Consider the following 12,900-nt stretch of genomic DNA (forward strand, 5'->3'; position numbering starts at 1 on the left):
AATGTTCTTATTTTAAAGAAGGAATTTTCATGATTAACGAGCCCATTATAATGAAAAAAGAAGCTTTCCAAGCAATCGGCGTTTCAGTTACGACGACTAACGAAAGAGAGGCATCTACTAAAGGAAAAATCCCCGAGCTTTGGAACCGCTACTTCCAAGAACAAATGATGCATCACATCCCAAACAAAAAAACGAAAGCAACATTTGCTTTCTACTCAAACTACGAATCAGATGAAACTGGTACATATACATTCACAATCGGTACGCCCGTTTCTTCATTAGAAGACGTTCCTGAAAATATGACAACTTTAACAATACCTGCTGCTACATATGCGGTATTTACAACGAGAAAGGGACCAGTTGCTGAAGTCGTTTGCGAAGCTTGGGAATATATTTGGCAATGGTCGAAAGAAAATAAACGTGCCTTCACAACAGACTTCGAGCTTTACGACGAAAGAGCATTAGACCCAAATCATGCACAATTGGATATTTATATTGCGTTAGCCTAAAAAAAGATGCCCATTCGGCATCTTTTTTTGTCGTTAAATAGCTACTGGGCAAATTCATTATTATTGTCTACAATGAGAAAGTGCAGTATAGAAATATTAGAAACTGTATAAAGTGAAACTATAATCAGTGGGGACATCTCCCATTAAGTATTAGCCCTCACCAATCGGGCGTTTACTGGTTTTTTAGTTTAAATTTGTCACATAGAAAGGAAGCAATATGGAGGAACTACAACAAAATAAAACTGCTTTAGAAGGAAGCGGAAAACCGTTATTAAAAAATACGAATTTCCTTTTTCTTTGGGCAGCTACTCTTTTTTCAAGCTTTGCTTTAGCCTTTTTTACTTTTTCACAAACGTGGTACATAGCAAAAACATTAAACCTTGAAGCTTCACTCGGTGTTGTTTTCGTAGCTCTTAGTGTTCCAAGGCTTATTTTTATGATTATCGGCGGCGCTGTAGCTGATAAATTCCCGAAAAAAAATATTATGTTTTACTCCAATATTATTCGAGCGATTCTTGTCGCAACCATTCTCACATGGTTTATCGTTGGTGATGTAACACTATATACATTTGCTTTATTCGCTTTATTCTTTGGACTTGCTGATGCTTTTTTCTGGTCAGCAGATGGATCTATCTTACCTGAATTGGTAGAAAAAAGCCGGTTAACACAAGCGAATTCACTTACACAAATGACGAACCAAGCATCGGTCATCTTAGGCCCTGTACTTGGCGGAATTCTGATCAAATTTACAAACTACGAGACAATATTTTCTATTACAATTTTATTACTGATTGTCGCAGCCATACTCGTTCAAAAAATACAATTTACGATGCCAGAACTAAAAGATACAGATAAAGGTATGTTCACTTCCATTAAAGAAGGAATCTTATATGTAAAGGAATCGCCATTCCTTTCAACTTTCCTTATTTGTAGCGCTTTTTTAAATCTATTTTTAATCGGCCCGATGCAAGTTGGTTTCCCGCTTTTTGTTAAAAACGTGCTGCATGGTGATTCGCTCCAGTTTAGTTACTTAGAAGCGTCTGTCGGCGGCGGAATGGCAATCGGTGCGGTCATTGTCGGTTTAAAAAATATTAATCGTAGACGCGGTCTATTTTGCATTATCATGATGCTACTGTCTGGTGTCTTCTTCTTATCCATCAACTTTAGTACCGTACTATGGCAAGCATTATTAGCTGGCATGTTTTACGGTATTACAATCGCAATGGCTATCGTTCCACTGATGGCGATGATTCAATCGACAGTAAAAGAAGAAATGATGGGGCGCGTAATGAGTTTGCTTATGCTATCATCAATGGGCTTTATCCCGCTTTCTTATGCATTCACATCCATCGCGCTTGCAATAGGAATTCCAATCGTAACCGTTATGAAAAGCGGTGCAATCGCCGTTATTGTCTTCGTACTCTTTGTAGCGATTCGTGTTCCAGTTGTAAGAAAGTTTGATTAACTACTTGGAGTCATGCATTTACGCATGGCTCCTTTTTAAAAGGATCAAATAACGGTATCCCCTTACTTCTTCTCACAGCTGCTCCCCATTCTAATCCAACCTCTAAAAATAAATCCCGCACTGTACTATATAAAAGTGCCTTCACATTTTTACGGATTTCCCCGTATTTATACGCCCTCACAACACTTTTCACGCGCCAAATGAAATTCCCATACACTTCTTCATCAGCTAATATTTGCTCCAGTAAAACACCTTGCTCTAGTAATCCACTCTTTTTATATGCAAGTTCCACCTTACTCCAAAATATATTAATCTTCTTCGGATTACTCGTCATCGGCAGAAGTGCGTATATAAAAGGCTTCGGTATATCATGACGGCAATACGTCTCATCAAGCTCGTACGTTATTTTTCTTTTTTCTTTTATTTGTGGAATGTTTTTAGAAAGAATTGTTTCCCTTTCGCTTTTTTGCTCCTTTCCGCTACAGCCAGCTGTATAATCCTCACTTTCACATGCGGACATTTTCATACGGTCATCCATGCGGTCAATTGCAGATATAAGAAATACATATAAGTTCGCACTATATCCGCCGCGCCTATGTCTTTCTTTTGTCGCAACACGCTTTATAATTCCTAGTTCCTCTAACTTTGCAATAGAGCGGCGTACTGTACGAATACTCTTTCCAACATTTGTAGCAATCGTCTCCATTAATGGACAAGCAACCCCCACTGTTTTCTGTTTCTCATTCACTGCATACTTTCCTAAAAAATGAATAATGGTAGCATCCGTTTTATTTAATTGAAATCGATAATGTTTCAAAACTTGTTTTTGATATGTATTAAACTCTTCTTTACTTCGAAATTCACTGTATGGTTTCATTAAATTATATAAGCTTCCCATTTATATCACCTCATTTATAAGTAAGAGGCAGGAAGAGAATTTGGCGTGGAATTTAATATTTTTTTAATGGAGATGAAAATATGATCGTAATTAGCGCTTGTTTAGGTGGTATAGCTTGTCGATATGACGGAAATGACAATCTCGTTTCAAAAATAGAGGAGCTTTTGCAAAAAGAAGATACAGTCCTCATTTGTCCTGAAGTATTAGGAGGACTGCCAACACCTCGTCCTTCTGCTGAAATTATTGGCGGGAATGGCGACGACGTTTTGGACGGAAAAGCGAAAGTGATGACAAAAGATGGTGAAGATGTTACAGAAGCTTTCGTGAGCGGTGCTTATAAAGCGCTAGAACAAATTAAAAATTTACACCCAGAATATATTATTTTGAAAGAACGTAGTCCATCTTGTGGTAGTTCTACAATTTACACTGGAGAATTTAACGGGAATAAACAAACTGGTTACGGGGTAACAACTGCTTTATTCAAAAGACATGGATTTACAGTCATTTCAGAAGAAGATTTTGAGAATATAAAAAGGAATTGACCCTGTTCGTCAATTCCTTTTTTCTTTCTTATTTTGCACCTAATTTTTCTTTCACTTTCGCTGGAAGCTCGTCTTTCTTTACTTCTTCCCAAGCTGATACACCTTTTTTATCTGAGTGATATACGCGTAGGAATGCTTCTTTACGAAGATTTTTTTGAGCTGTAAATTCTAATTCTTTCTCTTTACCGTCTTTATCAAAGCCAGTCAACTTATATTCATAATCTTTAAATTTTTGACCATTATCAGCTTTACTATGAACTTCTTTTCCATCTACTGTAATTTGAACGTAGTACTCATCTTTACCCATACGGTTTAAATCACAACCAACTAACAAGCTTGCGAATACAACTAAAATACTAAATAGTGCAATGTATCTTTTCATTTCCTTCACCTCATATGTTTTTTCTTATATTCTTATCTTAAAGCCCAGAGCTTAAAGAAGAAATTCAAAAACATGACATGAACATTACACTTTTGTAAGATAATAATTATTTCTTCACTTTAGAAATTGTCATTCCATCACCAATTGGAACGAGTACAGATTGTAAATGCGGGTCGATTTCTATCATTTCATTAAACTTCTGTATAACGTTTTTGTTTCGCACGCTTCTCAGCTACACTACCGCCAATAACGTCTTTCACGCCAATTCCGCCACTTATCACGTAATTTCCTTATACCGTTTATTACGCCTTCTATTATACCCTCAATTATAATCTCTATTACAAGGTATCTTATTAAACTAATAATAGGTTTAATTACGTATTTCCTTATGAATTCAAGAATATCCTCCACCATATTTCCCTCCTTTTTTCAAAAAGGAAACTGCTACTCCTCCGCATCCTTTTACGTCCAGTTACAATTGCTGCCCTACTGCGGTATATATCAACAAAAATAATACGGCAACAACATCCACAATAACGCTATTGAATTTGGAGGAAGCTTCGGTAAATACTAATACTATAACATGGCTAAAAGAATTATTTTTTCATCTATATTTGGGGATGCTCCCAAAAACTTTATAAAATCAAAGACAACTTTACTACAACTCTTCCCGTAACTAATTTATTATCGTGGTAAACCGTCTTCCACTACATCCGTAACAGTTCCATTCGGTTCAAAGATTACACGTAATGATCCTTCTCCACCATAACCAGTATAGTCATATACTGAATAAGATTTATATTTCTCAATCACATGTGGCTGTCCAATTGCAGCTTTTACCTGATTCGCGGGCATACCTTTTTTGATTTTCAAATAGTGATTGTAACTTACTGCTGCCGAATTGTTATTTACATCTTTATACCACGGTACACGATCGTTTTTTTCTTCATATTCCTTTACAGGCTCTTCAATACGTTTCGTAGATACCCGATTCTCCTTATCTTTATCTGTATCCTTTATAGCAGTACGTTCAATATTCACAACGTAACCATATGTATTTAATTCAACCATAATTTCATATGTACCATCCGTATCTTTTTCAGTATAAAATACGCGTTTTTCATTATTATTATAATATTTTATGTTCTCACCATCGTAGTCAATCGTATTAAGAATATCCGTATACGTCATACCTTCCTCAATCTTTTGAGATTCGTCATGAGAAATATAACGCTTCTTTGATGATGGAGCATCCTCATTTTTAATACTTTCACGTTTACTCGTGGTCATAGGTGTTTTCTTCTGATCTTTTAATACTTCTTCACCTTCGGCCTTCGCTGGTTGCTTTGCTCCTACTTTTGTTAATACGTCTGTATCGCTAGAACAAGCTCCCAAAATCGATACTGTAGTCAACGCCACCCCTACTATAAGTACTTTCTTAAATAACTTCATTCTAATCCCCCCGGTGTTTTTTAATATCTAGTAATCAACGTAATTTAATGAATACGGAACTATTCAGTTCTATACAATTTGCTATAGCCTTCTCCCTCATACACCTTTTTTATATAAAGTGAAACTTTAATCAGCCCTCACCAATCGGGCTTTTATGGGATAAATCTACCTATTAGTAATAACCGGTGAAACTACAGCTAGTCCGAACACGATCGCCAATCATCTTCGTTACAAATATTAACATTAAATACAACTAATAAATAGTATATTTCTTCTATTTATTTACATTTCCGTTACGAAATCTTATCTTAAAACGAGCAATATGAAACTGGAATTCACAATATAAATCACATATACTATATATAATAACATTTAAATTAAATTCCAAAGTAACTTTACATGCATTTTCTGTTTTAACGCCAAAAGAAAAGACCTTTCTAACGATTTTATTCCATCGCTAAAAAGGCCTTTTCTATTTCGTCTAAAAACTTAGCATTCTTCTGGTTTACCAGCATTCGTCGCTGTACGGAAAGATGATCCACATCCGCATGATGCGATTGCGTTTGGATTGTCGATTGTGAATCCACCGCCAAGCATAGATTGTTTATAGTCAATTTTTACTCCTTTAACAATTGGAGCACTTTCTGTATCGATAACAAATTCAACACCGAAAAACTCAAGAACTGTGTCGTCTTCTTTTGGTTCTACTTCAAATCCTAAGCCGTAAGAAAGACCGCTACATCCGCCGCCGTGTACAGCAAGGCGCACATACTTCTCTCCATCTTCAGCATCTTTTAACATATCTTTAATTTGAAAAGCTGCTTGTTCTGTTACTTCAATCATGAAATACACCTTCCTTTCTGTTCTTAGTCCATTATACATCTTTACGCTTCTATCTTGTACTCATACACTCCGCGGCAAATTACTTCCGCAGGTCCTTTCATCAACACATTTCCTTCTTCAGTCCACGCAATCATTAAATCGCCACCAGCTAAATGAACAGTAATTTCCTTACCGCGTTCCATCTTTCCATTTAAAATAGCAGCTACAACTGCAGCGCACGCTCCTGTTCCGCAAGCTTGCGTTACACCAGATCCACGTTCCCAAACGCGGAAGTTCATCTCGTCATCATTCAAAATTTCGATAAACTCAACATTTACTCGCTCTGGAAACATTTCATGTGTCTCGAGGACTGGTCCAAGTGTTGTAAGAGGTGCTTTTTCTACATCATCAACCAAAATAACCGCATGCGGATTTCCCATTGAAACAGCTGTAAATGCATAACGATGATTATTATATAAGAAGTTTTCACGAATAAATGGCGTTTCACCTTCACCAAGCATCGGTATTTCTGCACGTGTTAGACGCGGTGCCCCCATATCGATTTTCGCTAATGTCACGACACCATCTTCTACTGTTACTTCAGCCGTTACAATACCAGCTAACGTTTCAATTGTGAAAACTGTTTCTTCTACTAGTTTATGCTCATACGCATATTTCGCTACGCAGCGCAAACCATTACCACAGCTCTTTCCTTCAGAACCATCATTATTAAACATGCGCATTTTCACCGGAGCTACGTCTGAAGGGCAAATTAAAATCATCCCGTCTGCTCCAATACCAGTATTAATATTTGAAACCTTTTCGGCCACAAGGGCTAAATCTTCTTCAGGAATTTGCTCTTCAAACATATTTACATATATATAACTATTGCCAAGACCATGCATTTTTGTAAAAGAAAATTGGCTCATTTATATTCACTCCAAAAATAATTTGTTATGTTAAGTATAAAATGCATGCTTTTAGAACACAATATGAATGTCCCCCGTTTCTCATATTTGACAACGTTTGGCGATGAGCCACTCTTACACAATTTGTGTAAGAAAAAAGCCCTTCTAAAAAGGGCCTTTTTTTATTTATCCCACTATTTTCAATTGGGGAAGGCTAATAATCAGCATTAGCCTTCCCCACAAAATAAAGTTTTATCTAATGGAAAAGGTGCTGCTAATCCGCAACACCTTAAAACATTGGATTTTCATCCAAATACTCATATACATTATTAACAAGCTCTTCTACTGTTGCACCTTGTACAACTTCACCATTTACAAGTGCAAACGGTCCTTCAAAACAAATACCACAATACCCTAGACAACCGTACTCCATTACATCTAAATTCGGATCTTTTTCTAATTTTTCTAGAGCTGCTTGTGAACCACTTGCAAGGTTACCTACACAAAATTCAATTAATGGTTTAATCAAAATTCTCCCCCCTGTACTACAAAACAAATTACCTTTTCACTTTATCTATAAGAAGAAAACTAAGCTGTTTCTTGTTGTTTTCGTTACACAGTCTAAACTATTTAGTTACTTCATTACTTCACTTCAAAGTAGATGACTTCTTCTATATAACATGCTACTTCCAATGAAATAGTAACTACAAAGGAAAAACAGTTTATTTTACTTTTCTTCTTATTGTACAACAGAGTATTCATTCATGCATTGTTATTTGTTCACAAATTCGATATAATTTGATTGAGTAAAGTCAAAATATTTTATTAATATAAAATTTTATGATTAGGGGATATTTCAACAGAAAAGGGGTAATCCATCATGAAACACCTCGTAATACTAGGTGGCGGCTACGGTGGAATGAGAATTCTGCAAAGGCTACTTCCAAGCAACCAACTTCCAGATGATGTACAAGTGACATTAATCGACAAAGTACCATATCATTGCTTCAAAACTGAATATTATGCATTAGTTGCGGGTACTATTTCAGAAACGCATATTCGTATACCGTTTCCTGAACACCCACGCCTCAATATTCAATACGGCACAATAACAAATATTGACCTCGAAGAAAAAGCTGTTCATCTCGATGGCGGCGAAGCAATCCAATATGATGACTTAATTATCGGACTTGGCTGTGAAGATAAATATCATAACGTTCCTGGGGCTAGGGAATATACACATAGTCTACAATCAATTGAACAAACACGTAAAACATATGAACAATTAAATAGTCTAGAACCAAATGCAACAGTAGCTGTTGTTGGTGCTGGCTTAAGTGGCGTTGAAGTAGCAAGTGAACTTCGTGAAAGCCGTTCTGATTTAAAAATCTATTTATTTGATCGAAAAGATAGAATTTTATTCCCGTATCCAGAGAAATTAAGTAGATACGTAGAAGAATGGTTCGTAAAACATAAAGTTAATATTATAAGAAACTCTAACATTACAAAAGTGGAACCAAATATTGTGTATAATCACGATGAACCACTTGAATGTGATGCAATTGTCTGGACAGCTGGTATTCAAGCAAATGAAGTTGTTCGAAACCTTCCAGTTGAACAAGATGGTAGCGGACGGGTTGTCTTAACGAAATATCACAATATTCCAAACAACGAGCATGTTTACGTTGTAGGAGATTGCGCAGCACTTCCACATGCACCATCTGCCCAACTTGCTGAAGGTCAAGGAGAACAAATTGTCCAAATATTATTAAAACGTTGGAATAATGAACCACTCCCTGATGAACTACCTGTTATTAAATTAAAAGGTGTTCTAGGATCTCTTGGTAAAAAACACGGATTTGGTTTACTCGCAAACCAACCGTTAATGGGACGTGTACCGAGATTATTAAAATCTGGTCTTCTTTGGATGTACAAATATCATAAGGGTTAATACTTTACAGGCTGTCTACTATGTAGGCAGCCTCTTTGCATCAGTTTTTAAAAATTATCAGACACATCTTTCTCAATATTTATAATGATTTATTTTTCATTTTTATATTAAAAACTACGGATAAACAGTGTATGCTATTTGTAAGTTGTTTTATTATTTCCTTGAAGACCGAATTCATTCGGTCTTATTTTTTATGTGATAAATACTTTTGTAGGAGGCATTACATTCCACTTATGAACTTATCGAAACTAAACAATCGAATAGAAGCGAAAAAGAAAGAGTTAATCTATCTCGTTGAACGATACGGATTGACTCATGATAAAGTGATTTCTTTCAGCCAAGAATTAGATCGTTTACTTAACTTATTAATAAAACTCAAGACGAAGAAAAAACGTTGCTCTTTATAACCGTTATCTTCTCTTTTTTGATACGATATAACTAGAATCAGAAAGGAGCGATTTATGTTTATATTAAAAAACGTTATATATAAAGATATACTACACATTCCTTATTTACAGATTCAAAAAGAAAAGATTACTTGCATTATCGGTGAAAGCGGAAGCGGAAAAAGCACGTTGCTTCGCATGTTAAACGATTTACAATCTCCAACATCCGGCACAATTGAATATAACGGAAAATTAATTTCTGATTATCATCCTATTCAATTACGTCGTGACGTAGTTATGCTTGGGCAAACTCCACCTATTTTTGATGGAACCGTTAAAGACAACCTATTAATGGGACTTCGTCTTTCTGAAAAACCATTTCCAAATGATGATGCCCTGCGGAGTGCATTACAAACCGTTAGCTTAGATAAGCAATTAGAAGATAGCGCCTCCTCACTATCTGGCGGTGAAAAACAAAGACTTGCCTTTGCACGTATCGTACTTATGGATCCGCCTGTCTATTTATTAGATGAACCAACTTCAGCATTAGACAGTGATACAGAACGCCGAGTTATGAAACAATTTACTGAACTAGCACGAAAAAAGAAAAAAACAATTATCTTCATCACACACTCACAACAACTTCCAGAAGAAATTGCAGACGACATTATTGAGATTAGTAAAGCAAACGGTGCAACTAGAAAGGAAGTGCTCTCTGTTGAAGGACGTTATTGAACTCCAAATTTGGCAACTTGCAGCTGCCTATATTTTCATTCTTATTTTAATTGGACTTGTAAAATTAAAAGGAATACCTCGCGAAAAACAAATCGCGCTCGCAACATTCCGTATGACGATTCAGCTCGTACTTGTTGCATATGTCCTTACATACGTATTTGAAAACAGTAATCCATTTTATACAATTGCTCTCATTACTTCTATTACTACCTTTGCAATTTTTAATATTTATAAACGAGTTAACATCCCAATTTCTAAAGAATTAAAACGAGTAGCCGCCCTTTCCATGGTCGCCGGATCAATTGGGCCACTTCTACTATTTATCTTTGTTATTATCGGACATGATCCGTGGTATGCTCCGCAATATATCGTCCCTATTACAGGAATGTTAGTTGGGAATGCCATGACTGGTGTTTCTCTCGGCGCAAATACGTTCTTAAACAATATGAAATCGCAAAGAGGTCAAATTGAAGGTGCACTTATGCTCGGCGCAACACCGAAAGAAGCAGCTGCTCCGCTCATTCGAGACGCTTTTGACTCTGCTATTTTACCAACAATTAATTCTATGGTCGGAATGGGAATTATAAGCTTACCAGGCATGATGACTGGTCAAATATTATCCGGTGTATCACCCTTCACAGCCATTCAATATCAAATCGCCATCATACTCGGTATTTCTGGAAGTACTGCCTTTGCTGTCATTATCTTTTTACAGCTTGGATATAAAACGTTCTTTAATAAGCGATGTCAATTGAAAGAAATTGACTATGGTGCACGGTGAATCGTGCGTAGTTCACGATGAATGAAATTATATTAACGATTTTTTCAATATATCTATCATAACTTGCAATATATCAACGATTTTTCAAATATATCTATCATAACTCAGAATATATCAACGATTTTGTACGAAATATCGATTTACCGACAAAAAGTGACATAATAAAAAGAGGAGGCTATTCGCCTCCTCTTCTATTTACTTACGCCTTCTTAACGAACTGTGATTTTAACTTCATAGCTCCGAAGCCGTCGATTTTGCAATCGATATCGTGATCGCCATCAACTAGACGGATACTCTTTACTTTCGTACCGATCTTCACAACTGAAGAAGTTCCTTTTACTTTTAAATCTTTAATAACAGTAACTGCATCGCCGTCTTGCAGAACGTTTCCGTTCGCATCTTTTACAACTTTTGCACCATCATTATTTTCAGCTTCTGCTTCTTGGCCCCACTCATGAGCACATTCTGGACATACGAAAAGAACGCCATCCTCATACGTATATTCTGAATTACATTTTGGACAATTTGGTAAAGTAGCCATAAATTCATTTCCTCCGTTCATTATTTATACGTAAAAATCAAAATTGATGTTTACATCTCGATAAATAAAATTTGTATAGCATTTCTTTATAGTGCCATAGTCTCACGTTATTGACAAGCCTACCTCAAATTCTCATTTTTTATTGTATTTTACAAAATTTCAATTTGTATGCCGTTTTTCTATTTGCTCTTCTACTAATTTTAAAAATCTTCGTTGTGCATTTTTATTTTTTACAAGCAATCGAACTCTTAGCTTACTTTGTAAATATGAGCGAACTTTGTAGTTCGTAATAAATAACTTTCGATACTTTTCGTCTTCATATATCATTCGAAACCATTCATACTGCTGCAAGTAACGTATGTTAGCATCAATCTTTTTCGTGTGTAAACCCGTACTTAAACTAATCGATCCTATTAGAGCTTCTATTAATACTGAAATCATTTCTCTCCCCCTAATAAACAAAAGAAGAACCTTCACAAGATTCTTCTTTTCAAAATGAACGAGTTCCCTCTAGAAACCCCAATTATTTTCTTCAATGTAAATTTGATATTCTTCTACTTCTTCTTCACTTAACTTCTTATTATTTTCATATACCTCTTGCCACTCGAAATAATCTTCATCGAAATAAACAGCAAATTTAATTTTCACGTTTTTCTTCTCTGTATAATCATAACCAGTAAACTCTACTACGTCATAATCTTTTTCTTTCTTCACAAACTTCCAAGTTGGATTATCAGTCATAATCTCTAAAGTAACCCCTTCGCCACTTGAACGAACAACGTTTTTAATATTCGGCTCAGTTGGTAAAAAGGACAGCCCGAACGCAGCTAATCCATACACAATCCCGACTATAATCTGTAAACCAATCATACCAGCAATACTCACGCCGCCCTTTGATTGTAAGAAATACGCCTTCTCATGATCAGACGCATCTTCTCCCTTACGAAAAACACGAACAGCCTGCTTATAATATAAACGGTTTCCTTGCCATCCAGTAAATATCATCATTCCTAATTGAAGAGCTAAACTAAATGTTACATAAATCCCATCTGGAATATCTATAAAAGGGGGTATAACTATACTAGGTATAGCCAATAACGCAAATATAATAAATAACTTATACATTTTACGATAAGCTAACCAAAAAGTTGGGAAGAAAAAGGCTACCCAATTCCATGTATTCCCTTGCGCTGGATTTTCTACTTTACCCCACTTAAAGTCATAATAAGCTGTATTCTTTTGAACAACTTTATGTAATTCTTGTGGAGAAATCGTTTCTTGTAAAACCGTGTCCTTCACGTACATCATCCTTTTCTTATTTCTATATACATTTATTGTATATGGACAAAATGAAGGAATCTAACAAAAAGTACACATATTTCATAAAAATGAACGGAAATCGAATATATTCCGACAATTATCCGTTTCTTATTTCATTTTACTTTTAAATATATTAAAATAATCATGTATCATATCTTTAATACACTAAGTTAATTATTTTATATATTCACTAAAAAGGATGCATCAA

At 35.6% G+C, this 12,900-nt stretch carries 16 protein-coding genes and 1 pseudogene; 7 read left to right on the forward strand and 10 right to left on the reverse strand.

What is annotated here, in order from left to right:
* Positions 1–29: 29 nt before the first annotated feature.
* The gene (locus ACUL40_RS16970; protein ID WP_000606647.1) at positions 30–509 is read left to right on the forward strand and encodes a GyrI-like domain-containing protein; all 480 of its coding nucleotides are present in this window, start codon (positions 30–32) and stop codon (positions 507–509) included.
* Positions 510–726: 217 nt separating this feature from the next.
* The gene (locus tag ACUL40_RS16975) at positions 727–1,974 is read left to right on the forward strand and encodes an MFS transporter (RefSeq protein WP_000391929.1); all 1,248 of its coding nucleotides are present in this window, start codon (positions 727–729) and stop codon (positions 1,972–1,974) included.
* A 10-nt stretch (positions 1,975–1,984) separates the two neighbouring features.
* On the opposite strand, the gene ACUL40_RS16980 is transcribed toward ACUL40_RS16975, so the two are convergent.
* Positions 1,985–2,872 (reverse strand): helix-turn-helix domain-containing protein, encoded by an 888-nt coding sequence (locus ACUL40_RS16980; protein WP_016125638.1) that lies wholly within the window; start codon positions 2,870–2,872, stop codon positions 1,985–1,987.
* 80 nt (positions 2,873–2,952) lie between these two features.
* Here ACUL40_RS16980 and ACUL40_RS16985 point away from each other — a divergent pair, with 80 nt between their 5' ends.
* Entirely contained in the window at positions 2,953–3,414 is a 462-nt protein-coding gene (locus ACUL40_RS16985) for a DUF523 domain-containing protein (protein WP_000635496.1), read from the forward strand.
* A gap of 28 nt (positions 3,415–3,442) precedes the next feature.
* Here the strand turns inward: ACUL40_RS16985 and ACUL40_RS16990 are convergent, their stop codons facing one another.
* The 6 genes and pseudogenes from ACUL40_RS16990 to ACUL40_RS17015 all read right to left on the reverse strand — a co-directional run bounded on the left by ACUL40_RS16990 (position 3,443) and on the right by ACUL40_RS17015 (position 7,507).
* On the reverse strand, positions 3,443–3,796 hold the full coding sequence (locus ACUL40_RS16990; RefSeq protein ID WP_065382071.1) for a YxeA family protein: 354 nt from the start codon (positions 3,794–3,796) through the stop codon (positions 3,443–3,445).
* A 106-nt stretch (positions 3,797–3,902) separates the two neighbouring features.
* A pseudogene (locus ACUL40_RS16995) lies at positions 3,903–4,077 on the reverse strand (methyltransferase).
* A gap of 403 nt (positions 4,078–4,480) precedes the next feature.
* Entirely contained in the window at positions 4,481–5,248 is a 768-nt protein-coding gene (locus ACUL40_RS17000; RefSeq protein ID WP_065212308.1) for a hypothetical protein, read from the reverse strand.
* Positions 5,249–5,737: 489 nt separating this feature from the next.
* Positions 5,738–6,091: a HesB/IscA family protein gene (locus ACUL40_RS17005; RefSeq protein WP_000573826.1), complete on the reverse strand. Its 354-nt coding sequence runs from the start codon at positions 6,089–6,091 to the stop codon at positions 5,738–5,740.
* Between the two features lie 41 nt (positions 6,092–6,132).
* The gene (gene dapF / locus ACUL40_RS17010) at positions 6,133–6,999 is read right to left on the reverse strand and encodes a diaminopimelate epimerase (RefSeq protein ID WP_000077400.1); all 867 of its coding nucleotides are present in this window, start codon (positions 6,997–6,999) and stop codon (positions 6,133–6,135) included.
* A gap of 268 nt (positions 7,000–7,267) precedes the next feature.
* Complete coding sequence (locus tag ACUL40_RS17015; protein ID WP_000595026.1) at positions 7,268–7,507, reverse strand: YuzB family protein; 240 nt, start codon at positions 7,505–7,507, stop codon at positions 7,268–7,270.
* 351 nt (positions 7,508–7,858) lie between these two features.
* Here ACUL40_RS17015 and ACUL40_RS17020 point away from each other — a divergent pair, with 351 nt between their 5' ends.
* The 4 genes from ACUL40_RS17020 to ACUL40_RS17035 all read left to right on the forward strand — a co-directional run bounded on the left by ACUL40_RS17020 (position 7,859) and on the right by ACUL40_RS17035 (position 10,831).
* Entirely contained in the window at positions 7,859–8,929 is a 1,071-nt protein-coding gene (locus ACUL40_RS17020) for an NAD(P)/FAD-dependent oxidoreductase (RefSeq protein WP_000682068.1), read from the forward strand.
* A 233-nt stretch (positions 8,930–9,162) separates the two neighbouring features.
* A complete protein-coding gene (locus tag ACUL40_RS17025) occupies positions 9,163–9,336 on the forward strand; it encodes an aspartyl-phosphate phosphatase Spo0E family protein (protein WP_001054091.1) in 174 nt (57 codons plus the stop codon).
* Positions 9,337–9,390: 54 nt separating this feature from the next.
* Entirely contained in the window at positions 9,391–10,050 is a 660-nt protein-coding gene (locus ACUL40_RS17030; RefSeq protein WP_000470312.1) for an ABC transporter ATP-binding protein, read from the forward strand.
* Complete coding sequence (locus tag ACUL40_RS17035) at positions 10,034–10,831, forward strand: ABC transporter permease (protein ID WP_326037932.1); 798 nt, start codon at positions 10,034–10,036, stop codon at positions 10,829–10,831. The genes ACUL40_RS17030 and ACUL40_RS17035 overlap by 17 nt, the downstream gene beginning before the upstream one ends.
* A 199-nt stretch (positions 10,832–11,030) precedes the next feature.
* On the opposite strand, the gene phnA is transcribed toward ACUL40_RS17035, so the two are convergent.
* The 3 genes from phnA to ACUL40_RS17050 all read right to left on the reverse strand — a co-directional run bounded on the left by phnA (position 11,031) and on the right by ACUL40_RS17050 (position 12,680).
* Positions 11,031–11,372, reverse strand: coding sequence for an alkylphosphonate utilization operon protein PhnA (gene phnA, locus ACUL40_RS17040; protein WP_000212737.1), 342 nt, complete (start codon positions 11,370–11,372; stop codon positions 11,031–11,033).
* 159 nt (positions 11,373–11,531) lie between these two features.
* On the reverse strand, positions 11,532–11,813 hold the full coding sequence (locus ACUL40_RS17045; RefSeq protein WP_000626489.1) for a hypothetical protein: 282 nt from the start codon (positions 11,811–11,813) through the stop codon (positions 11,532–11,534).
* A 69-nt stretch (positions 11,814–11,882) separates the two neighbouring features.
* Complete coding sequence (locus ACUL40_RS17050; RefSeq protein ID WP_002026505.1) at positions 11,883–12,680, reverse strand: DUF2628 domain-containing protein; 798 nt, start codon at positions 12,678–12,680, stop codon at positions 11,883–11,885.
* Between the last annotated feature and the right edge of the window lie 220 nt (positions 12,681–12,900).

This window comes from Bacillus sp. KNSH39 (genome assembly GCF_052656585.1).

Excerpts from the sequence above, each read along its gene's own strand:
- ACUL40_RS16980 (WP_016125638.1), bottom strand. The coding sequence starts at position 2,872 with ATGGGAAGCTTATATAATTTAATGAAACCATACAGTGAATTTCGAAGT.
- ACUL40_RS16990 (WP_065382071.1), bottom strand. The coding sequence starts at position 3,796 with ATGAAAAGATACATTGCACTATTTAGTATTTTAGTTGTATTCGCAAGC.
- ACUL40_RS16985 (WP_000635496.1), top strand. The coding sequence starts at position 2,953 with ATGATCGTAATTAGCGCTTGTTTAGGTGGTATAGCTTGTCGATATGAC.
- ACUL40_RS17030 (WP_000470312.1), top strand. The coding sequence starts at position 9,391 with ATGTTTATATTAAAAAACGTTATATATAAAGATATACTACACATTCCT.
- ACUL40_RS17025 (WP_001054091.1), top strand. The coding sequence starts at position 9,163 with ATGAACTTATCGAAACTAAACAATCGAATAGAAGCGAAAAAGAAAGAG.
- ACUL40_RS17000 (WP_065212308.1), bottom strand. The coding sequence starts at position 5,248 with ATGAAGTTATTTAAGAAAGTACTTATAGTAGGGGTGGCGTTGACTACA.
- ACUL40_RS17005 (WP_000573826.1), bottom strand. The coding sequence starts at position 6,091 with ATGATTGAAGTAACAGAACAAGCAGCTTTTCAAATTAAAGATATGTTA.
- ACUL40_RS17050 (WP_002026505.1), bottom strand. The coding sequence starts at position 12,680 with ATGATGTACGTGAAGGACACGGTTTTACAAGAAACGATTTCTCCACAA.
- ACUL40_RS16970 (WP_000606647.1), top strand. The coding sequence starts at position 30 with ATGATTAACGAGCCCATTATAATGAAAAAAGAAGCTTTCCAAGCAATC.
- ACUL40_RS17020 (WP_000682068.1), top strand. The coding sequence starts at position 7,859 with ATGAAACACCTCGTAATACTAGGTGGCGGCTACGGTGGAATGAGAATT.
- ACUL40_RS16975 (WP_000391929.1), top strand. The coding sequence starts at position 727 with ATGGAGGAACTACAACAAAATAAAACTGCTTTAGAAGGAAGCGGAAAA.
- dapF (WP_000077400.1), bottom strand. The coding sequence starts at position 6,999 with ATGAGCCAATTTTCTTTTACAAAAATGCATGGTCTTGGCAATAGTTAT.
- ACUL40_RS17045 (WP_000626489.1), bottom strand. The coding sequence starts at position 11,813 with ATGATTTCAGTATTAATAGAAGCTCTAATAGGATCGATTAGTTTAAGT.
- phnA (WP_000212737.1), bottom strand. The coding sequence starts at position 11,372 with ATGGCTACTTTACCAAATTGTCCAAAATGTAATTCAGAATATACGTAT.